Origin of the sequence: Microbacterium sp. BH-3-3-3 (assembly GCF_007679045.1) — a bacterium.
Lineage (GTDB): Bacteria > Actinomycetota > Actinomycetes > Actinomycetales > Microbacteriaceae > Microbacterium > Microbacterium algihabitans.
The window spans coordinates 376,260-403,133 of the sequence record NZ_VEFS01000002.1 but is presented as its reverse complement, the minus strand read 5'-3'; the positions used below and the strand labels follow the sequence as shown (position 1 = coordinate 403,133).

The following is a 26,874-nucleotide window of genomic DNA, read 5'->3' as shown; positions in this document are numbered from 1 at the left end:
TATCGACCGTGAGTGAAAGGAACGCGCATGTCCACTACCACCAAGGACGCCCCCACCAAGAACCGTCGTCGCCCCGCGCGCGGAGGCAGCGGTCCCGAGACCACCGACGAGCAGAACGCCGAGAAGGGCTTCCAGGCGTCGGAGAAGCTGACCGACTCGCTGCAGGCCGTGCTCGTCGACCTGATCGAGCTGTCGATCCAGGGAAAGCAGGCCCACTGGAACGTCGTCGGCAAGAACTTCCGCGACACGCACCTGCAGCTCGATGAGATCATCGACGCCGCACGTGAGTTCAGCGACGAGGTCGCCGAGCGCATGCGCGCTCTGCACGCCCTGCCCGACGGCCGCAGCGACACCATCGCCGAGACCACCACCCTGCCGGAGTTCCCCCAGGGCGAGGTCGACACGTCGGAGGTCATCGACCTCATCACCCAGCGTCTCGACGCGACGGTCGGCACCGTCCGCGAGGTGCACGACGACGTCGACGACGAAGACCCCACGAGCGCCGACATCCTGCACGGTGTGCTCGAGCGCCTCGAGCAGCTGTCGTGGATGGTCAGCGCCGAGAACCGCGTCGCCCGCAAGTCGTAACACACGCAGAAGAGACCGGATGCCGGGGCCCCGGGGCCTCGGCATCCGTCGTTCGTGCGCGGGTTCCCCCGGCTTCGCCGCTCACCCGCGCGCGATGAGGAACGGCGGGTGGGGGCCCTCGAGGCGGGCCACCGTCGTTCGGATCTCGGCGAGGGATTCACTCACGGCGATGAAGCGCGCGCCCACGGCGACGAAGCGCTCGTCCGTGCGCGCTTCGAAGCGCGCGAGGTCGAGCTTGAGGCCGACGAGGGATTCGTCATGGATTGCGGAACGGGCATCGGCCCGGTCCATGCGCTCGTCCATCCGATCGAAGCGCGCGTCCATCCGGTCGAAGCGCGCGTCCATCTGGTCGAAGCGTGCGCCGACTTCGGCGAAGCGCGCGTCGGTGCGGTGTCCGACACGACCGATCATCCACTTCGTGCCCCCGAGGATGGTCGCCGAACCGGTGACGAGCAATCCGATCGCTGTCGACAGCAGGGGGATCGTCTCCATGGCCCGGTCCTTTCACGATGAGATGCCCCGACTGTAGATCACGGTGCGGGCTGCCCGCGGGCAGCTGTCGTGAGACTGTGCACGAATGCACCCGATCGCCCACTGTGGAGAAGGCCGCCGCCGCGCGTGCCAGGTGGCGGCGACGGCTCGGCGACACGATGCGCCCGCGTCGCTCCGATAGCGTCGGAGCATCGACCGAGACGGGGGCCTCATGGACGACGACACCGACCTGCGCCGACGAACGGGCACTGCGTGGTTCGTGCTGCTGGGGCGGCGGGCGGCGTGGCGGGTCTGCTGCCCTGGTTGCTGACCGGGCCGTTCCTGCCGCTGCAGAACCTGGGCGAGGGGCAGGATCCCGCGAAGGTCGGGCCCTTCGTGATGCTGCCCTACAGTCAGTACGCGATCACGACGATCATCGTGCTGCTCGTCGTCGGGGGCGTCTTCGCCGGGATCATCGCCCGCGCGCGCCGGTCGCGTCCGGGCCTGGCCCGATCATTCGCCGCGCTGGGCGGGCTCGTGATCGTTCAGGTCGTCGCGATCGTGCAGACGGCGGCGACCACCCGCTCGGTACTGCAGCAACGCCACCGGCCGCATCTCCACCATGGTGTTCCCCGTCGCAGGGGCCGCCGGGGCAACGACGACGGTGACGTTCACGTACGACTCCTCACACCGTGTGACGAAGGTCGCGCAACAGCCGGGCATCGACACCACCTTCGCCTACTCGTTCGGTCGAACGGTAGTGACGGATGCCAACGGGAACGCATCCGCCTACGCCTACGACAACACCGGCAAGGTGACCAACACCAAGGACGCGCTCGGACGCGGGCGGTCGCAGTCTTGGACAGCAAACAACGACATTGCCACCACCACCGATGCCTTCGGCACCGGTCAGACCACGTACACGTACGACGGGTCGAACAACCGCACCGGAGCTCAGCTTCCTACCGGCGCGGCCGCGGCGGCGCAGTACGCCATCGGCACCAACTGCTCCGCCCCCGACACGGGGACGGCGTTCCAGCCCAAGTGCTCCACAGATGACGCGGGCAACAAGAAGCAGTACGAGTACGACAGCGCAGGCAACCCAACCAAGCAGTCCGACACCAGCGGCAGCAACCCCGTGGTGGAGTTCGAGAAGACCTACGGCACCTGCGGCGGCTTCGCCGGCCAGGTCTGCACCACGAAGGACGGCAACGGCAACGTCACCAGCTACCTCTACGACAACAAGGGCGATCTACGAAAGGTCACCCCGCCGGCACCGATGGGGGAGACCGCGTACACGTACGACTCGCTCGGGCGTGTGGCATACGTCACCGACGGCAACGGTTACACCACCTCTTACCAGTACGACGTGCGCGACAAGACCCTGCTGACGACGTTCCACAACACCGCCAACGTCGCCATGGAGTACTACGACAACGGGCTCGAAAAGTCCCGCACCGACTCCGCCGGCGGGGCACGCACCTTCACCTACGACACCCAGGGCCGTCTGCTCGAGGAAACCGGGCCCCGCTCAGGCGTGAAATCGACGTACACGTACGACAAGGTCGGCAACATCACCAGCTACCTCGACGCCTCAGGTCAGGTGCGTTACAACTACGACGCCGCCAACCAGCTCACCACCGTCCTCCAAGGCGGAGCCGCCAACTGCACGGCGCCGAACCCGGATGACTCCGGCTGCATCCTCTTCGAATACGACGTCAACGGAGCAGAGACCAAGCGCATCCTGCCTGGCAACGCCACCATCGAAACCGCGCGCGACGCAGGCAGCCGCCCCGGACGCATCACCGCGAAAACCTGGGCCGGCACCACTGTCGTCGACATCGGCTACAGCTACGCCAAGCCCGGCACCAGCGATGACCGCGCCAACGTGCAGACCCGCACCTCCTACAAAGAGCAGGGCATCACCGACGGCGCCGTCTCCACCTACGCGTACGACTCCCGCAACCGACTGACAAACGCGACCGAGAAGACCGGGTCGACCACCTCAGCGTCCTGGGCATACACCTTCGACGCCAACGGCAACCGCACCTCCATGGCCCGCACCGGGTCCACGGGCATCACAGGGAACAAGAACTTCACCTACAACGCCGCCAACCAGCTCGTCGCCGCCACCGGCGACACCATGACCTGGACCTACGACGCCGCCGGCAACCAGACCCGCGACGGGTCAGGCTTCGCCTCCAGCTACGGTGTCCGCAGCCAGACGCGCTACCTCGGAGGCGTTGCGAACACCAACTTCGCCGTCGGCAACACCGAACGCTACGGCGACGGCACCGGCCTTAACTTCGACAACGGAGCCGGTGGGCTTATGCGCCGAAGCGACGGATCGACCACCGACCAGGGGTACACCCGCACCCCCGAAGGGGCGGCACTGTCGTACAAGAGCATCGACAACAAGCGGTTCTACTACGTCACCGACCACCTCGGATCCGTCGTCGGCATATTCAACAGCGGCGGCGGCTACCTCGGCGGCTACAGCTACAGCCCCGACGGCGAAGAACGCGCCACCGGACCCAACGCCCGCATCGCAGAAAACCAACTCCGCTACATCGGCGAGCTGTCCCTCGGCGGCGGGTTTTACAAATTTGGCTCGCGATACTACGACGCTAGCCAGGCCCGCTTCACGCAGATGGATCTGACGGGCCAAGAAAAGAACCCGTACGGCTACGCCAGCGGAAACCCGATAAACATAACTGATCCGTCGGGGAACGCCGGGCTTGGCTACTTCGACATCCTCGGGTTGATACGGGACATCGGGGGAGCGGCCGCAGCCCTCCACAGTGGCGACCCACAACAGATAGCTGGGGAAGCGACCGGTCTGATTGTAGGCACGCTAACGGGCGTAATCTGTGCAGGTGTAACTGCCGGGTTGACCGGTGGTCTCGGCTTGATCGCCGGGGCTGGATGCCTTGCTCTCTCTACCGGTGTCGCGTACGGCGTTGTCGGACAATTTACATAAGGAAAAAATGAAGTCAAACACTATGGGCGGGGTGGTCATCTTCGGACTGCTCGGCGCGCTATGCGCTTTCATATTCTTCGCGAACATCGGCGATGCAAGCGGCCCGGAAGTCGGTGCAAACCGCCTTCTCGGCTGGCCAACCTGGGCATTTGGGCTGCTCGGAATGGTAGCGGCCATCGTACTAATAGCGGTGCTCTTGATTAATGAAAGGCGAAACAAAGGTTGATCTCGTTGCACCATCGACCTGCGCTTCAAGTATGAATAGTTCAACGTCGACAACGACAAACGTTTTGTGACTATGGACAAGGCATCGATCATCTACATCGCTGGCGTAATCCCTCTAGGCGCCGCGACGATCGCATTCGCCGGCGCGGGATGGTGGGTGCCGGCGATCCTCACCGGGATTGCCGCCGGGACGCTTCTATTCTGGGCACGCCGCGCAGTGGCCGAACGAGGTTTGCCGCAGGATGATGCGTCCTCTGAGGCGGACGCCGAGAAATAGTTATCGTTCGAGGTCGGTATCGAGCCTTCGGTACAGCCCCGAGCTCACTTGCGGATGAACGGCCCCTCCTGCCTGGAGGGGCCGTTCATCGCTCGCCTCAGCTCGAGCGTCTCAATCCAGCAGACGCACTAGCAATGCGCCGCTAGACGGCAACGCCGATAATGGATCTTATGTCAGTTTAGCGACACATGGGGCGAACAGAGCCGGCCGCTTCAAGCGCGCCACCGACTCCGAGTTCTGCTTTGCCGTGTGCTTCGACTCCCGGGATGAGAAGGAGCGCTTACTGCAGCGGGCCGGCCTCACGGACATCGGCGACAAGTACCTCGATGGCCGCGAGGTCGCAGACCGCCTCAGCCGCATACGCCGTACGACACCGCCCTCCGCCTGGAGCTCGTGATCGTCGACCCCGCGGCGCTGCACTTTCTACGCGAGCTGAACCTGCTCGGCATCCCCACCGCCGGCGGGCTCAACAACGTCTCGTACGGCATCGCCACGCAGGCGTCGCTCCTGTCGGAGGATCACCTCGTCGTGTCGGACCGCTGTCCCGGCTTCATCGCCGAGGCGCCGGGATACTCGTGGGACGCGAAGGCCGCACTGCTCGGCAAGGACGAACCGATCAAGGTCAACGACCACTCGCTCGACGGCGGCCGGTACGTCATCGCGACCACCGAGAACATGTGGCGCCCGGTGCTCGACTGGCCGGCTGAGGTGGTTGTCGTCGCAGCCAGCAGGTTTCCGAAGCCGGGGGGAAGCGTCGAAGTAATCGGCACGCAGACGTTCGAATCGGCTCGCTTCCAGAACCGTTACGGCCGCCTGACCTCCATGCTTCGGCGAACTATCGGCCAGACCACGTATCCCGAGCTATCAGCGCTTCTGAGCCTGCAAACCGGCAGCGCTCCTCCATGCGAGATCACCCTGGACACGACGCGCGGCCGTGTCACCTTCGTGGCCGAAGGATTCACCAACGGGCGCCTGAACTTCATCGTTCTACACGTAAAGTCCAAGCTTTCCGGACCGAAGCTGAAGCTCGTGTCGACCGATGGGTTCGAGCTCCTGCCCAGCTGAAGGGCGGACTCAAGCGCCACATCTGGCGCAACTTGATACCCCGCGAGAGGCACTTGAAAGGCGACTAGAGCGCAGGGCTACCCATTGCGGCGGGTGATCGCACCACCCAGCCCGCCGTGCTTGCGAACGACTGTGCTACCGACACTTTTGTCGCCGACAACATAGCGCCCGGTCGTTGCGCTGCGCTCAACGGTACGGCCGGATCGGCGGAGATTGTTCGCTGCCTTCTCGGCCAGCTCCTCCGCGAGCTTCTGCGACTGTTCGCTGTATCCGCTCATCGCTGCCACCACCTTTTGTTCGGTGTGGGGTTCATGGCGTCGTTGATGACGTTAGCCACTCCGATTGCCATCTCATTATCCTCGTCTCGAGCCCAAGGCGCATCTATCAATGCTTTGAGTACCGATAGACCCATCTCCGACTCGCCACGTTTCGTGCTGACGGCCTTCTCACAGGCCCACGTGAAGCGGCTCCACCACTGAGAAAGCGCGTCAGCATCCTGCTTCTGCTGGCGATCGCTGCGAGAGTTGTAAAAAGCGATGGTAGCCGCGATGCCAGCACCGACCACGGCCAGGCTGCCGCCGAAGCCGGCAGATGTCAGAAAAGCCCCCCACCACTGCCCGTCCGGGTAGGGCGGCGGGATTACAAAACCCCCAATGCCGCCAACAACCAAACCGATAGCGACGAACAGCCACCACAACCTCGGCAACCGCCGGGCCCTGGACTCTGGCTCGTGAGGACCCAGGTCAGCTGTCATGCGGCGAGCCTACGTTGAACCGCCAGATGGGTTGTTTCCCGACGTACGCCAAGTTGCAACCTAAACGGGCGACGGGATCAGAGAAAGGCCCCAGAATTCCAGCCGGACGACTGGATCTGGGGCCCCTCGTTGTTCCTACGAATCTAGCGAATCCACCGACAGGTTGGAGCACGACAGTTTCTTTCCGGGTCTCCCCGCGTGCGCACACCGCTTCGCGACCGAGACCACGTCGCCGTCATCCGAGCGGCGATCGGTTCGGGGCTGCGAAAAGTCCGGCCTTGCCACCAGGGCCGATGACGCTTGCCCCGAACGCCGCCTCGAGAGCGAATGCATTCAGAAGGAGTGCTCGCCGAGGATTAGCGTCCCGCTGGCGCCAGCCTGTCCTCCCCCATCTCAACCAGCTGAGCGACGATCTCGCGGGGCGAGCCGTCCCCGACCATGTCTTGCAGGAAAGACGTCTCGTCCAGCATTCGATCCCGCTCAGCGCGGCCCTCCGGCGGAGTGTGGTGGAAGAGCTGCCCGGCACCGTAGGCCTGTTCAACCTGTGAGGTGGTGTGCCCGATGCGCTTGAGGTCATACATGCGGAGGACCTCTGCGACGGCTGCCGTGTCAGCGAGATCAACGCCTCGCAATAACTTGGCGAGCATGATGTGGTCGGCTGTCGCTGACCGTCTTACAACCTCCGCCGAGGGTGATATTGAGCGGGGGCGCAGGATCGGTGCGGGCGACAAGCTGTATAGGTCATCGCTTTACACGTCCCAGGCGGAGCGCCTTCAGTCCCCCACGTGGTCGGGACGAACCGCTGCATATCAGAAGTCGATGGATCTGCTGGAGCGACATGTCTCCCTCAGCGACGTGCCTCTCACCCGCGTGGAGATTCCGTACGAAGACGTCTCGTTGCCGGCCTATTTTTATGCAGCAGAGACGTCTGACCTCGCCCCCGCCCCCGTGATTATTCAGTGGAACGGGCTCGACTCCACGAAGGAGATGATGTACTACTCGGGCTTCCCTCAGATGCTCGCGCGGCGCGGTATCTCCACCCTCATGGTCGACACGCCGGGGTCCGGGGAAGCGCTTCGGCTGCGCGGTCTCACAGCTCGCCATGACACAGAGACGTGGGCATCGGCCTGCATCGACTATCTCGAGACGCGCGACGACGTGGACGCCGCGCAGATCGGTATCGTCGGTTGGTCGTTGGGCGGCTATTACGCGCCCCGTGCTGCTGCGTTCGAGAAGCGTCTTAAGCTTGTCGTCGCGTGGGGAGCAAACCACGATTGGGCCGAGGTGCAACAGGGCCGACGGCGCCGCGAGGGCGAGAATCCGGTTCCGCACTACTGGGAACATGTGTTCTGGGTTTGGGGCGTTGACAACATTGACGACTTTCTTCGAGTCACCAAGGACATGCACCTGAACGGGGTCGCCGAGAAAATCACGACTCCGTTTCTTATCACGCACGGCGCGAATGACCGACAGATCAACGTTAGATACGCCGAACTCACCGCCGCGCAAGCCGTCAACTCCTCGAAGCTCGAACTACGCATTTTCAGTGAGCCTGAGGGCGGCACGGAGCACATCTCCATTGACAACATGCCCTACGTCGCGGGTTATATCGCCGACTGGGTGGCGGAGACCTTCTCGGAGATCCGCGTCTAGTCAGCTTCTCCCCGTCACACGGGTTTTTCTCCCTCATATCGAGCTTGGTCGCTTAGCGCGCTCCCAGGACCAACGGGAGCTGCTCTAAGGCGCAGCCTGACGCGCCGAAACACGGGCGGCGCAATCGATAGTCAGGTATCTTTTCAGCGCCCGAGCCCGGGGCGTTGCACTTGAATTGATGCAGGTCGCGCTCGTCGTGACCCCTTGCCGTTCTCGGATGCGCCCTTGACTGCCTCTGTCGCTGGTTTGGCATTGCCTGTGTCCGCATGCATTTTTGCGATTATGGCCTCGTGTTCGATCCCCTTGCCCTCGAGGTTGCGTGCGTCGTTTGCTCGGCGTCGTGCTGAGTCATACCTGGGAGGGGCCACGGCGCGTGCAGGCTGAGCCGCGCGAACGTGGCGCGAAGCCTCAACATGGGCTTGGATCGGCTGTTCAGAGGCCTCAAACACGTTCTCGGCGCGCCGGTCAGCGCCTCCGGTCTGGCGATCCGCGCGGTCGGCTTCACGCATCAGTAACGCCGCCTCGGCTTCCTCACCCGTACCACGCTGCCGCACTGACTCGGACTGCCGGCGCAGCAGCTCCGCGTCGACGGCTGCTTGCACGGCCCGAGGGTCGCCGCCGGCTGCGTCGATGTCGACGCCGTAGCGGGTGCGCAGCTCGTCGCGCATGTGCGCCTCGGCGCGCGCTGCCTCGGGCTCCTCGTGGCGCCAGGCGCGTGCCGTGGCCAACGTCGCGCCGATCTGCTCGGGGGTCGCACGATTCCACCAGTCATTCCGGTAGACGCCGCTGAGCTCAACGCGCGTGGACTGCCGTTCGGCCTGCATCCGGGATGCCAGCTCGCGGGCTTGCTGGGTGCTCTCGGCCTGGGCGCGCCGAGCTGCTTCCTCGCGCTGTCGGGCGATGATTTCGCCCACGCGGCCGGCGGCGGTCATCGCGACGCGGAGCTGCCCCTCGAACGCTTCGGAGATGCCGTCGCTCTCATCGGCCATGACGTGCTCCTCTCATCGTTCCGCGCCTCGGTCAGGGCTCGGGGTTGCGGTCGTGCGGGGCGGCGCCGGCTCGATCGTCGACGGGAGCGGCGAGCCCGGTCCCTTGCGACGGTTCTCCCCGGCGCGGTTGATCTTGTCGAGCATGTCGCGGGCCATGTCGTTGATATCCGCCGACGTCGCGTGACGCGGAGCGGGGGCCGGCGTGGCCGTGGCGGTCGCGGTCTTCGCGGGTGCCGGCAAGGCGTCGTGGACGCGGCGCAGTCGCTCCCGAACGTCGGTGGCGAGGGCCTGGGCGTGGCGTGCCTGTCCTGCGGCCTTGGCGGCGTCGTAAACGGCCCCGGTGAGGTTGGCGAGCTGTCGGAGTATGGCCGCTTGCGCTGCCGTTCCCTGACCGCCACGCATGGCGCTCGCGAGCAGCATCGCCGCGCCGCCGGCAGACACGCGCCCCGCCTTCTGGGGCTTCGTGTGGCCGCGGTAGGTCTGTGCCGACTTCGCCAGCTCGTCGGCTGCGGCGGCGAGGTCGCCAGGCACTTCCTCAACGGCGTTGGACCACGCCGCGAACGCGCCTGAGGTCTGTCGAGCAACGCCGCCATTCGCTAGGGATGCCGTCCAGGGCGTGCAGAGCGATCACCCCGCCAGGCTGTGCGTGACCACAGCGCCGACGCCCGGGCTCGTGCTGAGGTCATCGGGCGTGGCCACGTCCATAAGCCTTTCGGCCGAGGCTGCCGAGTGGTTCGTCGCCGCCCACTTCGCCCTCGTCAACACGGGGAAATCTCCGGCTCGCTTCCGAGACGTCCAACGACAAACGCTGGAGGCGCAGCCGCCGCGCATCGTGCCGCCCTTCCTGCGGGACTGACGGCCGCAGCCGCCCCCGGGCCGGAGCCGACGAAGCACGACGCGGCGTCAGTCCGCGACGGCGGTACGGCGCCGGGCCAGCGCCTCCGCAATCGCGACCACCGCGAGCGCTTCGGGTCGCGAGGGCTCCGCCGCCCGAATGGCGAGCACCTCGGCCGGGGCGATGTCGTCGATCTCGACATAGGCGAGGCCAGCCCGGCCGTAATGGGTCGCCGCCGAGGCGGTAGCGATGTTGACACCGACCCCCGCGACGCAGAAGTCCATAAGCCCCTCCACACCGTCAGCGACGCCGACGACCCTCGGCGTCGATCCGTCCGGACGAGGGTCGACGAGCCACCAGGCGCGCGCAGCGTTGTGCGCTTCGACGGGCACCACGAAATCGAGACCGTTCGTCTCGTCAATCGACACGGAGTCGCGGGAGGCGAGCGGGTGTTCCTCGCGCACGACGAGCACGCGCGGCTCCACGAGGAGCGTCGTACTATCCACCCGCGGATCCGCCGGGGCCGGCCCGAGCGAGAGCACCAGGTCGACGGTTCCGTCGATGAGTGCCCGCTCGACGTCCATGAATCCGAGCCGCCTCAGCTCGACGCGCACGTCGGGCAGACGTCGTAGCGTCTCGGCGATGATGTCGCTGGTCAGCGCCCCCGCGCCCGTCGCCACGATTCCCACCTGGAGCGGCGGTGTCGCGGTCGACGCGCGCGCCCACCGCGCGACCGCCTCGTGCGCGGCGACCGCCTGGAGCGCAAGGGGCACCAGCTCGCGCCCCGCGGTCGTCAACTCCACCGCCCGGGGCGTGCGCAAGAACAGCTGGCGTCCGACCTGCTTCTCCAGACGCGAGATCTGCTGACTCAGCGAGGGCGGGCTGATGCGCAGCCGCTGCGCCGCCCGGGTGAAGTGCAACTCCTCGGCGAGCACCGCGAAGTAGCGCAGGGCAGGCGACGAGATCTCCATCCGCCCACGTTAGACGACGGCACACACCGCGACCCCGTACATGACATCCACAGCCGTCCAGTGTTAGACGATGCCTCACGCTCCTTCACGAAAACGTACTGGCTCGGCGCGGCCGCCGCGCGCAGAGTGGGAAGGGTCCGACGACGTACCCGGAGGTTCCCCATGTCGCACAGCGCCCTTCCCGCCGGCCCCGCCCCCTACTTCCTCGGCGAAGCCGACGGCGACAAGCTCGTCATGTTCGACCAGCTGTTCACGCTGCTGGCGACCGCTCCGCAGACGAGCCGCGAGTTCGACGCCTTCCTCACCGAGGGGCGTCCCGGTCGACCCGTCCCCCCGCATTTCCATGCCCTCACCCACGAGACCTTCTTCGTGCTCGAGGGCGCGATCCGCCTGTGGGTCGACGATCAGAACGGTCACCGCGAGACCCGCGTCCTCGAGGCCGGGCACTTCGGCTACGTGCCGAAGAACACCATCCACTCGTACCGCATCGAGCAGACGGGCAAGATCTTCGGCGTGACCTCGGGCGGGTTCAGCGACTTTTTCCGCGCCGTCGGCCGACCGACCGACACCGCGGGCATCCCGGAGCCCGACGCGTTCCACATCCCCGACTTCTCGGTCATGGCGGCCGAGGGCGCCCGTCACGACGTCAACTTCGTCGCGGACTACGCGCTCTTCGACTGACGCCCATGACATGCGATTCCGCCCGCATCGATCGTGAAGTTGTCTACGCGAGCGTCCCGGGCTTCCGGCCGCTCGTGCTCGACCTGCACCGCCCCGCCGAGACCGGCCCGTCTCCCGTCGTGCTGTTCCTGCACGGCGGAGGGTGGATGGTGGGGAGCCGAAGGGCGTTCTGCTTCTTCCCGCCGGACGAGACCTTCGGCCGACTGGTGAACGAGGGATGGGCCGTGGCATCCGTCGACTACCGCCTGTCGAGCGAGGCCCCCTTCCCCGCGCCGCTTGAGGACGCCCGGGCCGCACGCCGGTGGCTGGACGATCACGCCGCGGAATACGATCTCGACCCACACGCAGTGGCGGTGTGGGGCGAGTCGGCCGGCGGCCATCTCGCGGCCCTGCTCGCTCTCGAACCCGACGCCGGGATTCGAGCCGCGGTGGACTGGTACGGCCCCAGCGACCTCGCGGACGTGCCGCCGGCACCCACCCCGGCCGGCCCGCCGAGCCGGGAAGCCCGCCTCCTCGGCGTCGACCCGTCGGAGGAGCCGGATGCCGCTCGCGCGGCGAGCCCCCTGCATCACGTTCACGCGGGGGCGCCACCCTTCCTCCTGGCGCACGGCCTCGACGACCGCGCGATCCCCCACCACCACAGCGAGCGCTTCGCCGCCGCACTGCGCGAGGCGGGGGTCGACGTCGAGCTGCAGCTCGTCCCCGGGGTCGGACACATCTGGTCGGGCCTCGACGACAGCGCGATCGTCATGGATCCCGCCGTCGCGTTCCTCCGCCGCGCCTTCGGTAACGCGGTATGAGCGGCCCTCCGCCCGGCATCCACGCCCGGGCCTTTCTGACCTGGTGCGCGATCTTTCCCCTGGTGACGCTCGGCTCCCTCGCTCTCGAGCCGTTCGCCGAAGGCTGGCATCCGGTGCTCCGGACGTTCGTTCTCACCCTCGCCGTCGTCCCGCTCGCGGTGTACGTCGTGGTGCCGCAGTTGCTGCGCCTGCACGGAGCGTGGACGCGGAGACGCCGGACGCGATCGTGAGCGCGCCCGCGCAATCAGCCGATCACGACGGAGCGGCGAGCGAAAGCGCGGGCGCCCGTCAGCCGTTCCGCCCGCGCGCCGCGACCGGCCACCGCTCTCCGACAGCGCCATCGCGGACGACGACGACCTCGTCGACGAGGTTGGGGACGAGGCATACATGGTTGGGGATGACGCGAAGGCGCGAGCCGAGCTCAGGCAGGGCGACGTCATCGGGGAAAACGACGGTGGCGTGATGCTCGGAGAGTGCCGCGATGCGCGCGGCGGGGTGCTCAAGGATCCGGCCGAACCCGCTGACGTAGGCGGGCCTGTCGCTCCCGAGGATCTTGCTCCCCGCGTCGAGGATCACCCGCCGCTGGTCACCGTCCTCGGAGCGACTGACCACCGTACTCAGGACGGTGAGGGCGACCTCGTCCAGGGCGTGGTGACCGAGCTCGACCTGCTGCGCGTCGCCGAAGACATACACTCCCGGCCGCAACTCCGACACGGCACCGGCGGGTGTCGCGAGTACGCTGGGAGTCGAGCCGCCGCTGATCCAGACGTCGACCCAGCCGGCATCCGCGAGGGAGCGCGCCGCCTCCGCGAGAGCCTCTCGTTCCTGCCGCGCCGCTTCCTCCGCGTGCCCCGGGGCGTAACTGTGCCCGGGGAACGTGAACACGCCCGCCACGTCCAGCCCGCGCGAACGGGCGGCCGACGCGATGCTTCCGACGTCGGCGGGACGCACTCCGCTGCGGTGGTGCCCACTGTCGACCTCGATCATGACCGACACGTCTCGCGCGGCCGACGCGAGGTGGGCTGCCGCCGCAGCGATGCCTTCCGCCGAGTCGACGCCGAACATGACCTTGGCCCGCGCACTGATCGCCCTCAGCCTCACCGCGGCGCGCGCGGTGATCCACAGCGGATACGCGATGAAGATGTCGTCGAAACCGTGGTCCGCGAACACCTCGGCCTCACCGATCGTGGCGACCGTGATACCCCGCGCCCCGGCATCACGTTGAAGTCGAGCGATCTGCGGGATCTTGTGCGTCTTCACGTGCGGTCGTACCACGACTCCCCGAGCGCACAACTGCTCGTGCATCCTCGCGATGTTGGAGAGCATCCGGCCGTGATCCACCAGCACCACGGGCGTGTCGAGGTCGTCCATCAGATCGTTCACGTCATCCCTCTGTCTCTCGCTGTTTCGTCAGCACGTCACGGAGCTCCGCGGGCGTGGCGCGGATGTCGCGGCGCCTGTGGCGCGGCCGTCTCAGTCGATCGCAATCAGACGAGACACTCGGTCCAGATGCGCTCGGATGAGACCGGAGAGATCTATCCCCCCGCCCGCCACCACCCACTGCAGCTGCAGACCGTCGCTGACCGCGATGCACTCGCGCGCGAGAGCGCGGTAGTCGAGGTCGGAACGGATGGCCCCGGCTCGCGCCTCCGCCTCGAAGCTGGAAGCGATGTCCTCCACGGCGCGCTCGTACCGCTGCGCGAAGAGGGCGTGCACGGGGCTGGAGGGGTCGGCCGTCTCGGCTGAGACGAGCACGAACAAGGTGATCAGCGCCGGGTCCGAGGCGATCGTGTCCGAGATCGACTGGAGCAGCTGAATGGTCCGGATGCCATCGGGCTCGCCGCTCGCGGCATCCGCCATCCCCTGGGCGACGTCGAGCCGGTGCTCGACGATCGCGAGGAGCAGGTGCTGCTTCGTCGGGAAGTGGTGCGTCAGCCCCGGCGTCGTGATGCCAACCGCGCGCGCCACCTCGGCGAGAGAGGTCTGCGAGTAGCCAGCCTCGAAGAATCTCTGCGACGCGACGGCGAGGATGCGTTCGCGCCGCTCCCGGCCGACCGCGTACGAGCCCCGTTTCGTCCCTCGTGCGACCACGGAAGAAGCGTACGTGACGAAACTTTCGCGAAAAGCTTGCATGTAAGGTTTTCACGTCGTACGCTCGCCCTGCGCCGCAGATCTGTGCGACGCGAGCGAAGGAGCACCCGATGAGCGAGCAGCGCTGCCGCGATCTCCGCGTCGAGCACGAACGGCGCCCTCTTGCGGTCGCCTCCCCGGAGCCGCGCTTCTCGTGGGTCGCCGACCACGCACAGACCGCCTACCGCATCGAGGTCGTCGATCGGGCCGGCATCACCGTCTGGGATACCGGACGCGTCCCCGACGGCGCCGGCGCCCTGATCCCCTACGCCGGGCGCCCGCTCCGTCCACTGGAGGACTACACCTGGCGCGTCACGAGCTGGTCCGCGTACGGCGAGCTGCGCGAGGAGTCCCACTTCGGAACCGCGCCCGATCTGTCCCGGTGGGAAGCCCCCTGGATCGAGCCCGCGCAGTCGCCGACCGAGCTGGAGCGCTGGTCGCTCATGGACTGGATCCGAGGATCTGGACCCACAACCGACCCGTCCGAGCGACTGCGCCCCGTCCAGCTCGTGCGGCAGCGCATCGCGTTGACGGAGGCACCCGTTCGAGCTCGCTTGATGGTGACGGCACGCGGCGTCTACTCGGCGTGGCTCGGCGGCGAGCGCGTGGGCGACGAGGCACTGGCCCCGGGGTTCGACAGCTACCGGCACCGCATGAGCGTGCAGACCTACGACGTCACCGAACACCTGCAGGGCGGACCGACCGTCCTGGCCATCGCCCTCGCCGACGGCTGGTGGGCGGGCCGCATCGGACTCACCGGTTCGAGTGCGCAGTTCGGCGACCGCACCGCCGTGACCTGGGAGCTCCACCTGACGATGCCCGATGGGCGCACCGAGATCGTGCGCGCCGGAACGGGTGCCATCAGCGCGGAGGGCCCGTGGACCTACGCCGACATCTTCGTCGGCGAGCGCTACGACGCCCGCCGCGCGCAGCAGTGGACCTCGACCACATTCGACGATTCCGGATGGGCACCGGTCGCGGTGCGGGAGGGCGAACTCAGCCCTCTCGTCGCGTTCTCGGGAGAGCCGGTCCGCCGAGTGATGGAACTGCCCGCCCGGTCGGTCACGAGGACGAACGACGGTGTGGTCGTCGACTTCGGGCAGGTCATCGCGGGGCGCGTGCGCCTGCGCATCCCGGCGCTGGCACCGGGATGCGAGATCACGATCGAGCACACCGAAACGCTCGATGCCCAGGGCGACTGGTTCGTCAACATCTCCGGCATCAACAAGGAGCAGACCGACGTGTACGTCTCCGACGGGCGCGCGGTCGAGTGGGAACCGGAGTTCACATTCCACGGCTTCCGCTACGCCCGCATCCGCGGGCTGGACGCCCTCATCGCCGACGACGTCTCGGCCATCGTCATCTCGAGCGACTTGGAATATACGGGTCGTTTCGAGACGTCCGACCCGCGCCTGAACCGCCTGCACGAGAACGTCGTGTGGAGCCAGCGTGGCAACTTCCTGTCGATCCCCACCGACTGCCCCCAGCGCGAACGCGCCGGCTGGACGGGCGACATGCAGGTCTTCGTCGCCGCTGCGACCAACATCGCGCGAGTGACGCCGTTCGTGACCCGCTGGCTCGAGAACCTGCGGGCCGATCAGCTTCCCGACGGGCGGGTGCCAATCTTCTCCCCCCGGTCGGCATTCGATGACGAAGCCATCACCACCGCCTCGGGCTTCGGGTCAATCGTCGCCGCGGCCGGCTGGAGCGATGCCATCGCGATCGTGCCGTGGACGCTGTACGAGCGCACCGGAGACGTGCGCATCCTCGAGGACAACTACCCGGCGATCCAGGGGTGGATCGCCTTCCAGACCGCGACGGCTGCCGCCGAAGTCCCGCCCGCTCTCGCCGGCGCGGAGCTCTCGGCCGAGCGACGCGAACGCCAGCGACTGCTGTACAACACGGGTGAGCACTTCGGCGACTGGCTGACGCCCTCGACCATGGAGGGCAAGCCCACCCACGAGGCCATCGGCATCGCTCCGGCCCTCACCTCCGAGTTGGCGGCCCCGATGTTCCAGGCGCACACCCTTACCCTCGCCTCGCGCATCGCCGCCGTGCTCGGTCGCGCGAACGAGAGCCAGGAGTACGCGTCGCGCGCCGACGAGGTGCGCGACGCCTTCGCCCGCGAGTACGTCGGCGCCGACGCGTCGCTCCCCGTCGAGCTGCAGGGCATGTACGCCTTGGCCCTCGGGCTCGACATGATCCCCGACCACCTGCGCGATGCGGCGGCCGGTCGCCTCGTCGACCTGGTGCACGCCCGTGGCGACCACCTCGACACCGGCTTCCTGTCAATGCCCTATCTGCTCGACGCGCTCTGGGACGCAGGACACCGCGACCTTGCGCGCGCGGTGCTCTGGCAGGACCGGGCGCCGTCGTGGTTGTACGAGGTCGACCGCGGCGCGACAACCATCTGGGAGACCTGGGATGCCGTGGCCGCGGACGGTTCGGTTCGGGAGATGTCTCTGAACCACTACGCCTTCGGCTGCGTCGACGACTTCCTCGTTCGACGGTTCGCGGGCGTCGCGCCCGCCGCCGCGGGGTGGCGTCGCGCGCGCATCGCCCCGGACATCGAGGCCCCCCTCGACCGCGTTTCGGCTGCGGTTGACACCCCGTTCGGCGAGATCACGAGCACATGGCAGCGCCGCGGCGAGGTCGTCGACGTCGAGGTCGTCCTGCCCTTCGGGGTCGAGGCCGAGCTCGTGCTCCCCGACCTCACCCTCACCCTCCATCCCGGAAGGAACGAGGTCACCGCCGCATCCTCCGTCCGCCTCACCGTTTGACGTTCCACACCACCCCTGGCACCACCCATCGTTCGAAGGAGAACACCGTGTCACGCATTGTTACCTCCGTGCACCGCACGTCGCCCCGTGCCCGAGACGGCAAGCCCAGCCTGGGCTTCCTGATCACGCTCGTCGTCGCCGTCGCTGCGGTCAACGGCACCCTGCTGTCCAACGCGATACTCACCCTGTCGCTCAAGTCCGCCGCGATCGACGCTGCGGGAGCAACGACGGTGCTCTCGATCGTCGTCGGTATCGGCAGCGTCTTCTCGTTGATCGGCTACCCGGTCTTCGGTCGACTCAGCGACCGCACTCTCGCCAAGATTGGTCGCCGGCGGCCTTACCTGTTCGCCGGGGCGGCGCTGCTCGCCCTCGGCGCGGTGGTGACCGTCGTCGCCTCGAACGTCCCCGTGCTCACCCTGGGCTGGATCATCACCACTCTCGGCGCGGTGTCGGCGCTCGTCGGCGCGACCGCCCTGGTCCCCGACCAGGTCGCCGCCGAACACCGTGGGCCCGCCTCGGCCATGCTGGGGCTGGGCTCGCCGCTCGGCGCGATCGTGGGGATCTTCCTCGCCCAGTTGATGCAGCCGAACCTCGCCGCCATGATCTTCCTCCCCGCGGCAGTGTCGGTTGTGGCCGTGCTCGTGCTGGCGTTCACCATCTCCGACGTCGCCCTGGCACGCCAGGAGCGACCCCCGTTCCTCCTCCGTGAGTTCCTCGCGACGTTCTGGGTCAACCCGGTGCGCCATTCTGCCTACGGATGGGCGTGGTGGAGCCGGTTCATGATCTTCGTGGGCGTCGCGGCGGTCAACGCGTATCAGGCCTTCTACCTCATCATCGTCCACCACATCGATCCGGCGACGGTGGGCACCGCGATCCTCGTCGCCGGCGTCATCAGCACCGCTCTGTCGATGATCTTTGCCCCGCTGCTGGCGAAGGTGTCCGATCGCGTCGGCCGCCGTAAGCCCTTCGTCATCGCCTCGGCGGTCGTGTTCGCGATCGGCCTCGGTCTGACGGCGATGGCGACGACCTACCCGATGTTCCTCATCGCTGTCGCGGTGATCGGCATCGGACAGGGCGTCTACTTCGCCGTCGACTACGCCCTCGTCATGGACGTCCTACCCGACGCGAAGAACCCCGCCAAAGACCTCGGCATCATGAATCTTGCGAACGCCCTGCCACCCACGCTCGTGACAGCCGTCGCTCCCGCCCTTCTGTCGATCGGGGCATCCGCCACCAATCCCCAGAACTTCACGGCGCTCTTCCTCGCCGGCGCCGCCGCCGCGGTCGTCGGCGCCATCCTCATCGTCCCGATCCGGGGCGTGAAGTAGGCGCTCCCTCCCGAGGCCACGCCCTTGTCGGAGGCGCCGCGAAGAAACACGGAATCGACACCCAACCGCGCCGGGCGGTCGCCTGCAGCATCGCAGGCTGCAGGCGACCGCGACACCAGCGCACGTGAGACGAAAGTAGAAATGACCGCTTTTCCCGAAGGTTTCCAGTGGGGCCTCGCCACCGCAGCGCATCAGGTCGAAGGCAACAACCAGGCCAACGACTACTGGTTGCTGGAGAACGTCGAGGGGACCGTCTTCGCGGAGCCCTCCGGTAGCGCCATCGACCATTACTCCCTCTTCGAATCCGACATCGCGCTCATCGCCGGCCTCGGATTCACCACATACCGGTTCTCCGTGGAGTGGTCGCGAATCGAACCCGCCCCCGGTGATTTCTCGCACGAGGCGGTCGAGCACTATCGCCGGGTGCTCGAGGCGTGCCACCGCCATGGCCTGCGGCCCATCGTCACCTACCATCACTTCAGCTCGCCGACGTGGCTCATCGCCCGCGGCGGGTGGGAGAACCCGGAGACTGTCGACCTGTTCGCCGCCTACGCCGCGTTCGTTACCCGCGAGCTGGGCCATCTGATGTCCGCCGTCTGCACGATGAATGAGCCCAACCTGGCGGACCTGATCCACAATCTCGGCATTCTGGAACTGTCGGCGCACACGCGGGCGGGCAAGCCGATGTTCGCGAATGCTGCGCGCCGTCTGGGAATCGACCCAGAGAAATTCGCGTCCTTCCAATTCAGCGCCGGCGACGCGGCGTTCGCCGTGAAGCATGCCGCGCACCGCGCTGCGGTGGAGGCGATCCATGGCATCTTGCCGGACCTGCCGGCGGGCTGGACTCTTGCCAACAGTGCGATCCAGAGCCTGGGGGGATCCGAGGAGCGCGCGGAGACGATCCGGATCAACACGAACATCCGCTATCTGGAAGCGTCGCGTGGTGACGACTTCGTCGGCATCCAGACGTACGGACGTTCAATTGTCGGGCCCGACGGGCTCGTCCACGCTGGCGACGATGTCGAGAAGAACCAGCTCGGCGAAGAGATCTACCCCTTCGCCCTCGAACAGACGATCCGCGAAGCGTGGAGCGTGGCCGAGACCCCGGTCCTCGTCACCGAGAACGGCCTCGCCACCGAGGACGACTTCCAACGCGTTCGTTATGTCCAGACGGCCTTGGAAGGTGTCCGCAATTGCCTCCGCGACGGAATCGACGTGCGAGGTTACATCGCGTGGTCCGCATTCGATAACTTCGAGTGGATTTTCGGTTATCGACCAAAGTTCGGCTTTATCGGTGTCGATCGAGAGACCCAACGGCGTCTCGTCAAGCCCAGTGGCCAGTGGCTCGGGGCACACGCGGCGAGCAACGGACGAATGCTCTGAACTCTGCCGCCCGCTCGTGCCGGGCGTGATGGGGGATGCCCCCTCACGCGAACGAACCCGGGCGACCGTGACGACATGATCGCCGCGAACCAGTTGATGACCATTCTGCAGTCGTGGTCCCAGGGCGTTCAGGTGTGGGGCCGTGACGGGATGCGCAAGCTCTGGAGCGCGTCGAACGTGGCGATCTACGGCGGCGGTGTGAAGGAACCGGAGTTCCTGAACGAGCTGTCCCAGATGATCGGTGACTACGACCGTTGGCGGTTCCTGGCGTCCCGGGCCGCGGTCTCGCTTGCATCGCGCGGTTGGGCTCGCGATCGCGACTCGTGAGTAGGGTCAGGGATGCGGCGGCGTGAGCCTCGCCACTAATGATCGGAGCCCAAATGATCGGTTTACTTGTGGCGATGACGTCGGGAGCCCTCGCAGTTGTCGCCGTCGCTTTTGTCGCGGGCGTGGCCCTGACGCGCTGGCGTAGCAGCCGCGTCAGCCCTCGATTGGATCCCGAAATGCGGCGTGCGGCTGAGGACATTCGGTCGCAAATTGATCGAGGCCGCGGTGGTCTTCGTTGACGTGGGCATACTAGGCCGACCGCGCTGTGCGTGATCGGCCTAGGCTGTCACACCCTGCAGGTAGCTGACGACTGAGGGATCCGTCACCGCCGGCGCGGTCGCGCCGGTAGCCCTTGCCCTCTTCACGTGGCGACTATCAGGGAAACTGATAGTCACACGTTAGGTCAGTTTTCTGACCTAACGCCGCGGGCTCCCACGGCGCCTGATCTCACGGATATGCGACTCCGATCTTGGCGAATGCCTTCGACGTCGCAGCGTCCGTGGCCAGCATGATCACATTTCCGTCGATGTAGACCGCATCGGTGGTGCCAATCTCAATGCCGCCGCCAGCAAGCCAACTTTTCGCGGCCGAAGCGGACGGCAGCTCCCAGAGGAACGCCAGGTCGCCATCGGCGCCAATCTTGCAAGAAACAGCCTTCTCGACCGGTGGCTTCGCCGCCGCATCGATGGGGCGGCCGCAGCCCGTCTTGTCGAGCACGTCTGCGATCGACATTGCGGCCACGACCGTCGATGACGGCGAAGCGACGGGCAAGGCGGACTTTGACGCAGAGTCCCCCTCGGACGAAGCCTCCCCGCCCGAGCACCCCGCCAATAGAAGAACGCCGAAGACCGCTGAGACGGCCGCAACCTTTCGCATGCGCGACAGCGTATCGACCCCAGAGGGAGACGCCGCGCCCGTCCTCCACGTCACCAAAGTCGCGCCGATCCCGAGTCGGCCCGCATCCGCATCAGCGCGATAAGGAAGGTGTCCCGCGAAGGAACCTCGTGGAACGCGCCTCTCATCAGGAGCGCCGCCCTCTCGGCGTACATGACTGTGGGGCGAGCCCCCTCCCCTGTCGCGGCATACACGTCTCCTTAAGACGAGACTATGCCGGCTTCCGAGCCCACCCTTTCCTTCCTAAGGGTGGATCCACTCGACAAGTGATTGCGGCCAAGCCACCTCAATCTCGCCCCGGTTGGTCGACAATCAAGCGTGGAACGCATTCGGTTCCCCGTCACGGAAACAGTTCAAACCCGCCAAGCTCGTCCCGAGCTCAATGTCCGCGGCAAGGGGCAGCCCCAGGACACGGGCGGGTGTATCGGTAGCTGCACGCAGGGCGAGCTCCGCGGGGACCCCTGCCGCGGTGGCTACCTGTACGGCATGTGCCATGGTCAGTGTGGACCCCGCAAGGGTGTCGGTTCCGCTGAGGGTCGATTGTCCCTCGTTCACGTCGACGTCGAGGCCGCCCAGGCTATAGCGACCGTTGCCGAGTCCGGTGGCCGACATGGCGTCCGTGACAAGCACCACGCGAGATGCGGCGGCATCGAACAACGTACGCACCATGACCGGATGCACATGGTTTCCGTCGGCGATAACTTCGATGGCGACGTGCTCGCGAGACAAAGCGGCACCGACGGGGCCGGGGGCACGGTGTCCCAGGCCGGGCATTGCGTTGAATGCGTGGGTCAGCAGGGACGCTCCCCGATCGAACGCTTCGGCGGCCTGGTCGTAGGAGGCGTCCGTGTGCCCGACGGCGACGACCACCCCCTGATCCACGAACGCGGCCGTCGCCTCTCGCGCGGCGGCGATCGTCCAGGCGGACGTGCGAGCTGCGGAGTTCAAGGCCACGTCCAGCCGGAAGCCGGCGGCGCGCGACTCGCTCGCGCTGCGCTCGGCTCAGGCCACGGAGTCGGAGGAGGCATCGGGCGCGGGCCTGGTCAACTTCGGCATCCTCGTGACCGCGACTGTAATCGACCCGAGCAAGGAGGCCGACGCTCGCGCGGCGGTCGACAACCTCGGCGCGACCGCTCGGCTGCGGCTGCGCCCGGTGTGCGGGTCACAGGACAGCGCCTTCGCCGCGGCTCTGCCCCTCGGGCTCGTGCTGACCAAGCACGTAGCTGTCCCGGCGATGCTGAGGGAGGGAATCTGATGAGCCCTGATCTGATCGCGCTGCTCGCGTTGGGCGGGTTGATCCTGCTCGTCGTGGTGGGTGCGCTCGTCTTCGTCCGCACCGGGCGCAAGAACACCGCCACGGGCGCGGGCGCGTCCGGTGGGTCGCTCACCTCTCGCGGGTGGAGCGGCCCCGGCGGCGGTTCGTCGACGTACCTACAGCCCGTCCCGGAGTGGCGCGGCACGACGGTGCAGACGTGCGGCCTGTGGCCGTACGCGATCGGCGCCGGTACGCCGATGGTGGGCGTGCCGCTGGGTCGCCACATTCACACGGGGGCGACGCTCTGCGCCGACCCGATTTCGTGGTTCCAGCGGGCGAAGCTCATCAGCAACCCGTCTGTGTTCGTGCTCGGTAAGCCCGGGCTCGGCAAGTCGACGGTCATCGCTCGCATGGCGTCGGGACTCGCCGGCTACGGCGTGCAGCCCCTCGTGCTGGGCGATCTGCGCCCCGACTACGTGGAGGTCATCCGCGCGCTCGGCGGTCAGGTCATCACCCTCGGCCGCGGGCGCGGATACCTCAACGTGCTCGACCCCGGCGAGGCCAAGGAGGCCGCTCTGCGCCTCATCGAGGCCGGTTTCCAGAAAAAAGCCAACGAGGTACTGGAAGACGCCCACGGTCGCCGCCTGGCGATGGTGTCGTCCCTGCTGACGATCCAGCGCAAGTCGCCGCCGACCGACGTCGAGGAGTCGATCATCGACCAGGCCCTCCGCGTGCTCGATCGCAACATGGAAGGCATCCCGGTGCTCGGTGATCTGCTGGCCGTCGTGCAGAAAGGCCCGGAGGAGCTGCGACAGGTGGCCGTCGACCGCGGCGACTTCGACAAGTACCAGGAGATTACGCGTGGCCTCGAAGCGTCGTTGCTCGCCCTGGCGACCGGTAGCGGTCGCCTCGGCGGGGTGTTCTCGCACCACACGACGAACCCCATGGCGCTCGACCGTCCGGTGGTCTACGACATTTCCGCGATCGGTGAGGCTGAGGGCGATCTGCGCGCGGCCACGCTGCTCGCGTGCTGGTCGAACGGCTTCGCGACGGTGAACATCGCCAACGTCCTCGCGGACGCTGGCCTGGAACCCCGACGGCACTACTTCGTCATCATGGACGAGCTGTGGCGCGCCCTGCGCGCCGGAAACGGCATCGTCGACCGCGTGGACTTCCTCACCCGACTCAACCGTCAGGTGGGCGTCGGCACGGCGATGATTTCGCACACCATGGCCGACCTGAGCGCCCTCCCGGAGGAGGACCGCTTGAAGGCGAAGGGCTTCGTAGAGCGCGCCGGCATGGTCATGTGCGCGGGTCTGCCGTATACGGAAATGCCGGAGCTCACGACGGTCATCCCGTTCTCTGAGGCTGAGCAAGAGCTGTTGACCGCGACGAGTCGGTGCTCTACCTGGTGCTGCTGACGGCCGTGGCCGTGCTGGCCGCGCTCACGGCGTGGGTCGCCTGCGTCCTCCTCGCCGCCGCGCCGCGCGCCGGCGCGGGTCTCGGCCTGGTGGTCGGGGCCGCGGCGGGGGGATCGTGGCTCGCGACGTTCCTCTTCCCGTTGTTCTCGTACACCTCTCCGTTCGAGGCCCTGCTGCCGGTGCTGCCGTACGTCTCCCCGGTTCTCGTCGGCCTTGCGATCGTCTGGACGGGTGTCTCGACCATCGGGCGGGTGCTGACGGGCCTCGTGGGACTCGTGCTGGTGTGGCTGGTCCCGGCTCTGACGACGGCGCTGTCCTCGGCCGCGGGGACGCGAGTGCTCGCCCGTGATCTGCCGGGTATGGCCGATTTCGGTGCGCGCGTCTTCGTCTCGGCATCCACCATGCCGGAGATCATCGTGCCGCCACTGGTGACGACCGTGGTGGTCGCCGTGGTCGGTCTGGTGCTCCGCCGCGTCGTCGGTCGGCGCCCCACCGGGGGAACCGCGGGTTAGAGGCGGATCACCTCGGTGACGCGCACGATCGCCGTGCCCTCCTCCTCGGAGGCGGCGAGGTCGACCTCGGCGCGGATGCGCCAGTCGTGGTCGCCGGCGGGGTCGTCGATGATCTGCTCGACGCGCCAGACGCCGTCCGCAGCGGACGACTCGTCGATGACGACGAGGGCCGAGGAGCGCGCCGCTCCCCCGGTGCCGATCTCGTCGTGCTCGTCGAAGTAGGCGTCGAGGGATGCGGGCCAGTCGACGTCGGGATCGAGTTCGACGAGCTCGTCGTCGCGCTGGAGAGCGGCCAGCTGCACGCGGCGGAACATCTCGTTGCGCACGAGCACGCCGAACGCGCGCCGGTTGGTGAGGATCGACGGCGGAGCGGGCGGAACCACCGGAGCCGTGGGATCGTCGGCCGGGTTGATCAGCTGCTCCCACTCGTCGACGAGACTCGAGTCGACCTGACGCACGACCTCGCCGAGCCACGCGATGAGATCGAGCAGGTCGGGGGTCTGCGCATCGACCGGAACCGTCTGGCGGATCGCGCGGAACGCGTCGCTCAGGTACCGCAGCACGAGACCCTCGCTGCGGGCGAGCTGGTACAGCGAGACGTACTCGCCGAACGAGCACGCGCGTTCGTACATGTCGCGCACGACCGACTTGGGCGACAGCTCGAAGTCGCGGATCCACGGCTGGCTCGAGGCGAACACCTCGTACGCCTGTGCGAGCAGCTCGTCGAGGGGCTTCGGCCAGGTGATCTCCTCGAGCAGCTCCATGCGCTCGTCGTACTCGATGCCCTCGCGCTTCATCGCCGCCACGGCTTCGCCGCGCGCGCGGAACTGCTGCTGCGACAGGATCGGGCGCGGGTCGTCGAGGGTCGACTCGATGACGCTGACGACGTCGAGCGCGTAGTGCCCCGTGCCCACCGACGACGCCGCCGGCACGGCATCCGGAGCCCTCCCGAGCTCGACCTCGGGGTCGAGCATCTCGATCGCGGCGAGCGCGAACGGCGAGAGGGGTTGGTTGAGCGCGAAGTTCGGCTGCAGATCGACGGTGAGGTGGATGCCGTCGGCATCCGCCTCGACGACACCGGCCTGCACGAGGGTGCGGAAGATCGCGAGGGCTCGACGCGCGAGTTCGTACTGGCGGGCGCGCGACTCGTGGTTGTCGAAGACGAGCGAGCGGACGTTGCCGAACACGTCGCCCCCGCGGGCGATGACGTTGATGAGCATCGCGGCGCTCAGCTTCATCTGCGGCTGCAGCGGCTCGGGCTCGGCGGCGACGAGGCGGTCGTAGCTCTGCTCGGTCCAGTTGACGAAGCCCTGCGGCGCCTTCTTGCGCACGATCTTCTTCTGTTTCTTGAGGTCGTCGCCGGCCTTGAGGATCTGCGCGGCGTTCTCGATCTCGTGGTCGGGCGCCATGACGACGACGGTTCCGGCGGTGTCGTAGCCCGCGCGGCCCGCGCGACCGGCGATCTGGTGGAACTCGCGCGCCGAGAGCTGGCGCATGCGCGTGCCGTCGTACTTGGTCAGCGCGGTCATGAGCACGGTGCGGATCGGCACGTTGATGCCGACGCCCAGGGTGTCGGTGCCGCAGATCACGCGCAGAAGACCGCGCTGGGCGAGTGTCTCGACCAGGCGGCGGTAGCGCGGCAGCATGCCGGCGTGGTGCACGCCGATGCCCGCGCGCACGTAGCGCGAGAGCGTCTTGCCGAAGCCGGTCGTGAAGCGGAAGCCGCCGATCGCCTCGGCGATCTCGTCGCGCTGCTCGCGACCGATGATGCGGATCGACGACAGCGCCTGGGCGCGCTCCATCGCCGCGGCCTGCGAGAAGTGCACGACGTAGATCGGCGCCTGCTTCGTGTCGAGCAGCTCCTGCACCGTCTCGTGCACGGGCGTGCGCGCGTACTCGAAGTGCAGCGGCACGGGCCGCTCGACACCTGTCACCCGCGCGGTGGGCCGGCCGGTGCGACGCGAGAGGTCGTCGGCGATCTCGGTGACATCTCCCAGGGTGGCCGACATGAGGATGAACTGCGCGCGGGTCAGCAGCAGCAGCGGCACCTGCCAGGCCCAGCCGCGGTCGGCCTCGCCGTAGTAGTGGAACTCGTCCATCACGACCTGGTCGACGTTCGCGTCGGCCCCTTGCCGCAGGGCGAGATTCGCGAGGATCTCCGCGGTGCAGCAGATGATCGGAGCGTCGGAGTTGACCGACGAATCGCCCGTGACCATGCCGACGTTCTCGGCGCCGAAGATGTCGACGAGGGCGAAGAACTTCTCGCTCACGAGGGCCTTGATCGGCGCGGTGTAATACGTGCGCCCGCCGCGGGAGAGGGCGGCGGCGTGCGCGGCGACCGCCACCAGCGACTTGCCCGTGCCGGTCGGGGTCGACAGGATCACGTTCGCGCCCGAGACGATCTCGATGATCGCCTCGTCCTGCGCGGGGTAAAGCGTGAGCCCTCGCGAGCCCGCCCACTCGACGAAGCCCAGGTACGCGGCATCCGCATCGGCGCCGACGGGAACGTGCTCGAGAAGGGGGGTCACTCCCCCAGCCTCTCATCCGCGCCCTTC

General features: G+C 67.4%; 28 protein-coding genes and 1 pseudogene. 16 read left to right on the top strand and 13 right to left on the bottom strand.

Annotation, left to right across the window (positions count from 1 at the left end):
• Positions 1-27: 27 nt before the first annotated feature.
• On the top strand, positions 28-588 hold the full coding sequence (locus FS769_RS09740; RefSeq protein WP_144832893.1) for a Dps family protein: 561 nt from the start codon (positions 28-30) through the stop codon (positions 586-588).
• 81 nt (positions 589-669) lie between these two features.
• Here the strand turns inward: FS769_RS09740 and FS769_RS09735 are convergent, their stop codons facing one another.
• Both FS769_RS09735 and FS769_RS16850 read right to left on the bottom strand, forming a co-directional pair.
• Positions 670-1,080 (bottom strand): response regulator, encoded by a 411-nt coding sequence (locus FS769_RS09735; protein ID WP_144832891.1) that lies wholly within the window; start codon positions 1,078-1,080, stop codon positions 670-672.
• Between the two features lie 492 nt (positions 1,081-1,572).
• Positions 1,573-1,734, bottom strand: a complete 162-nt coding sequence (locus FS769_RS16850) for a hypothetical protein (protein WP_186325498.1) — start codon at positions 1,732-1,734, stop codon at positions 1,573-1,575.
• Here FS769_RS16850 and FS769_RS09730 point away from each other — a divergent pair.
• From FS769_RS09730 to FS769_RS09715, 4 genes are all read left to right on the top strand, one after another.
• Positions 1,724-4,039: an RHS repeat protein gene (locus tag FS769_RS09730; RefSeq protein WP_186325497.1), complete on the top strand. Its 2,316-nt coding sequence runs from the start codon at positions 1,724-1,726 to the stop codon at positions 4,037-4,039. The genes FS769_RS16850 and FS769_RS09730 overlap by 11 nt on opposite strands.
• A 7-nt stretch (positions 4,040-4,046) precedes the next feature.
• Positions 4,047-4,265: a hypothetical protein gene (locus tag FS769_RS09725; RefSeq protein WP_144832887.1), complete on the top strand. Its 219-nt coding sequence runs from the start codon at positions 4,047-4,049 to the stop codon at positions 4,263-4,265.
• Positions 4,266-4,331: 66 nt separating this feature from the next.
• A complete protein-coding gene (locus tag FS769_RS09720) occupies positions 4,332-4,541 on the top strand; it encodes a hypothetical protein (protein WP_144832885.1) in 210 nt (69 codons plus the stop codon).
• 393 nt (positions 4,542-4,934) lie between these two features.
• Positions 4,935-5,606, top strand: a complete 672-nt coding sequence (locus tag FS769_RS09715) for a hypothetical protein (protein WP_144832883.1) — start codon at positions 4,935-4,937, stop codon at positions 5,604-5,606.
• A 77-nt stretch (positions 5,607-5,683) separates the two neighbouring features.
• On the opposite strand, the gene FS769_RS09710 is transcribed toward FS769_RS09715, so the two are convergent.
• The 3 genes from FS769_RS09710 to FS769_RS09700 all read right to left on the bottom strand — a co-directional run bounded on the left by FS769_RS09710 (position 5,684) and on the right by FS769_RS09700 (position 6,941).
• Positions 5,684-5,884, bottom strand: a complete 201-nt coding sequence (locus FS769_RS09710; RefSeq protein WP_144832882.1) for a hypothetical protein — start codon at positions 5,882-5,884, stop codon at positions 5,684-5,686.
• Positions 5,881-6,360: a hypothetical protein gene (locus FS769_RS09705; protein WP_144832880.1), complete on the bottom strand. Its 480-nt coding sequence runs from the start codon at positions 6,358-6,360 to the stop codon at positions 5,881-5,883. The genes FS769_RS09710 and FS769_RS09705 overlap by 4 nt, the downstream gene beginning before the upstream one ends.
• 356 nt (positions 6,361-6,716) lie before the next feature.
• Positions 6,717-6,941, bottom strand: coding sequence for a hypothetical protein (locus FS769_RS09700; protein WP_144832878.1), 225 nt, complete (start codon positions 6,939-6,941; stop codon positions 6,717-6,719).
• Positions 6,942-7,179: 238 nt separating this feature from the next.
• Here FS769_RS09700 and FS769_RS09695 point away from each other — a divergent pair, with 238 nt between their 5' ends.
• Positions 7,180-8,013: a S9 family peptidase gene (locus FS769_RS09695; protein ID WP_222123920.1), complete on the top strand. Its 834-nt coding sequence runs from the start codon at positions 7,180-7,182 to the stop codon at positions 8,011-8,013.
• Positions 8,014-8,156: 143 nt separating this feature from the next.
• Here the strand turns inward: FS769_RS09695 and FS769_RS09690 are convergent, their stop codons facing one another.
• The 3 genes from FS769_RS09690 to FS769_RS09680 form a co-directional block, all read right to left on the bottom strand.
• Entirely contained in the window at positions 8,157-9,002 is an 846-nt protein-coding gene (locus tag FS769_RS09690) for a hypothetical protein (protein ID WP_144832874.1), read from the bottom strand.
• A 12-nt stretch (positions 9,003-9,014) separates the two neighbouring features.
• On the bottom strand, positions 9,015-9,533 hold the full coding sequence (locus FS769_RS09685; protein ID WP_144832872.1) for a hypothetical protein: 519 nt from the start codon (positions 9,531-9,533) through the stop codon (positions 9,015-9,017).
• A gap of 372 nt (positions 9,534-9,905) precedes the next feature.
• Positions 9,906-10,808, bottom strand: a complete 903-nt coding sequence (locus FS769_RS09680; protein WP_144832870.1) for a LysR family transcriptional regulator — start codon at positions 10,806-10,808, stop codon at positions 9,906-9,908.
• A gap of 162 nt (positions 10,809-10,970) precedes the next feature.
• Between FS769_RS09680 and FS769_RS09675 the strand changes: the two genes are divergently transcribed.
• The 3 genes from FS769_RS09675 to FS769_RS09665 are packed head-to-tail and all read left to right on the top strand — an operon-like array spanning position 10,971 to position 12,519.
• Positions 10,971-11,489: a quercetin 2,3-dioxygenase gene (locus FS769_RS09675; RefSeq protein ID WP_144832868.1), complete on the top strand. Its 519-nt coding sequence runs from the start codon at positions 10,971-10,973 to the stop codon at positions 11,487-11,489.
• A 5-nt stretch (positions 11,490-11,494) separates the two neighbouring features.
• Positions 11,495-12,289 (top strand): alpha/beta hydrolase, encoded by a 795-nt coding sequence (locus tag FS769_RS09670; RefSeq protein ID WP_144832866.1) that lies wholly within the window; start codon positions 11,495-11,497, stop codon positions 12,287-12,289.
• Positions 12,286-12,519, top strand: coding sequence for a hypothetical protein (locus FS769_RS09665; RefSeq protein WP_144832864.1), 234 nt, complete (start codon positions 12,286-12,288; stop codon positions 12,517-12,519). Before FS769_RS09670 ends, FS769_RS09665 begins: the two co-directional genes overlap by 4 nt.
• A gap of 58 nt (positions 12,520-12,577) precedes the next feature.
• On the opposite strand, the gene FS769_RS09660 is transcribed toward FS769_RS09665, so the two are convergent.
• Positions 12,578-13,672: an alanine racemase gene (locus FS769_RS09660; RefSeq protein ID WP_144832862.1), complete on the bottom strand. Its 1,095-nt coding sequence runs from the start codon at positions 13,670-13,672 to the stop codon at positions 12,578-12,580.
• 90 nt (positions 13,673-13,762) lie between these two features.
• Complete coding sequence (locus FS769_RS09655) at positions 13,763-14,380, bottom strand: TetR/AcrR family transcriptional regulator (RefSeq protein ID WP_186325496.1); 618 nt, start codon at positions 14,378-14,380, stop codon at positions 13,763-13,765.
• Positions 14,381-14,490: 110 nt separating this feature from the next.
• Here FS769_RS09655 and FS769_RS09650 point away from each other — a divergent pair, with 110 nt between their 5' ends.
• From FS769_RS09650 to FS769_RS09635, 4 genes and pseudogenes are all read left to right on the top strand, one after another.
• Positions 14,491-17,199, top strand: a complete 2,709-nt coding sequence (locus tag FS769_RS09650) for an alpha-L-rhamnosidase (RefSeq protein ID WP_144832858.1) — start codon at positions 14,491-14,493, stop codon at positions 17,197-17,199.
• Positions 17,200-17,246: 47 nt separating this feature from the next.
• Positions 17,247-18,527, top strand: a complete 1,281-nt coding sequence (locus FS769_RS09645) for an MFS transporter (RefSeq protein ID WP_186325495.1) — start codon at positions 17,247-17,249, stop codon at positions 18,525-18,527.
• Positions 18,528-18,668: 141 nt separating this feature from the next.
• Entirely contained in the window at positions 18,669-19,910 is a 1,242-nt protein-coding gene (locus FS769_RS09640) for a glycoside hydrolase family 1 protein (RefSeq protein ID WP_144832854.1), read from the top strand.
• A gap of 93 nt (positions 19,911-20,003) precedes the next feature.
• Positions 20,004-20,162 (top strand): annotated as a pseudogene (locus FS769_RS09635) (TraM recognition domain-containing protein); the annotation flags it as partial.
• 522 nt (positions 20,163-20,684) lie between these two features.
• Here FS769_RS09635 and FS769_RS09630 read toward each other — a convergent pair.
• Positions 20,685-20,969 carry a hypothetical protein gene (locus FS769_RS09630; protein ID WP_144832852.1) on the bottom strand — a complete coding sequence of 95 codons (285 nt, stop codon included), beginning with the start codon at positions 20,967-20,969 and terminating at the stop codon, positions 20,685-20,687.
• Between the two features lie 474 nt (positions 20,970-21,443).
• A complete protein-coding gene (locus tag FS769_RS09625) occupies positions 21,444-22,013 on the bottom strand; it encodes an amidohydrolase family protein (RefSeq protein ID WP_260979737.1) in 570 nt (189 codons plus the stop codon).
• Between the two features lie 46 nt (positions 22,014-22,059).
• Between FS769_RS09625 and FS769_RS09620 the strand changes: the two genes are divergently transcribed.
• Genes FS769_RS09620 through FS769_RS09610 form a run of 3 tightly spaced genes read left to right on the top strand, consistent with a single transcriptional unit; the run spans position 22,060 to position 24,319 of the window.
• Complete coding sequence (locus tag FS769_RS09620; protein WP_260979730.1) at positions 22,060-22,386, top strand: SCO6880 family protein; 327 nt, start codon at positions 22,060-22,062, stop codon at positions 22,384-22,386.
• A complete protein-coding gene (locus tag FS769_RS09615; RefSeq protein WP_230705128.1) occupies positions 22,386-23,807 on the top strand; it encodes an ATP/GTP-binding protein in 1,422 nt (473 codons plus the stop codon). The genes FS769_RS09620 and FS769_RS09615 overlap by 1 nt, the downstream gene beginning before the upstream one ends.
• Positions 23,786-24,319, top strand: coding sequence for a hypothetical protein (locus FS769_RS09610; RefSeq protein WP_144832848.1), 534 nt, complete (start codon positions 23,786-23,788; stop codon positions 24,317-24,319). The genes FS769_RS09615 and FS769_RS09610 overlap by 22 nt, the downstream gene beginning before the upstream one ends.
• On the opposite strand, the gene FS769_RS09605 is transcribed toward FS769_RS09610, so the two are convergent.
• Complete coding sequence (locus tag FS769_RS09605; RefSeq protein WP_144832846.1) at positions 24,316-26,847, bottom strand: RNA helicase; 2,532 nt, start codon at positions 26,845-26,847, stop codon at positions 24,316-24,318. The two genes, FS769_RS09610 and FS769_RS09605, sit on opposite strands and share 4 nt — an antisense overlap.
• Positions 26,848-26,874 lie beyond the last annotated feature (27 nt).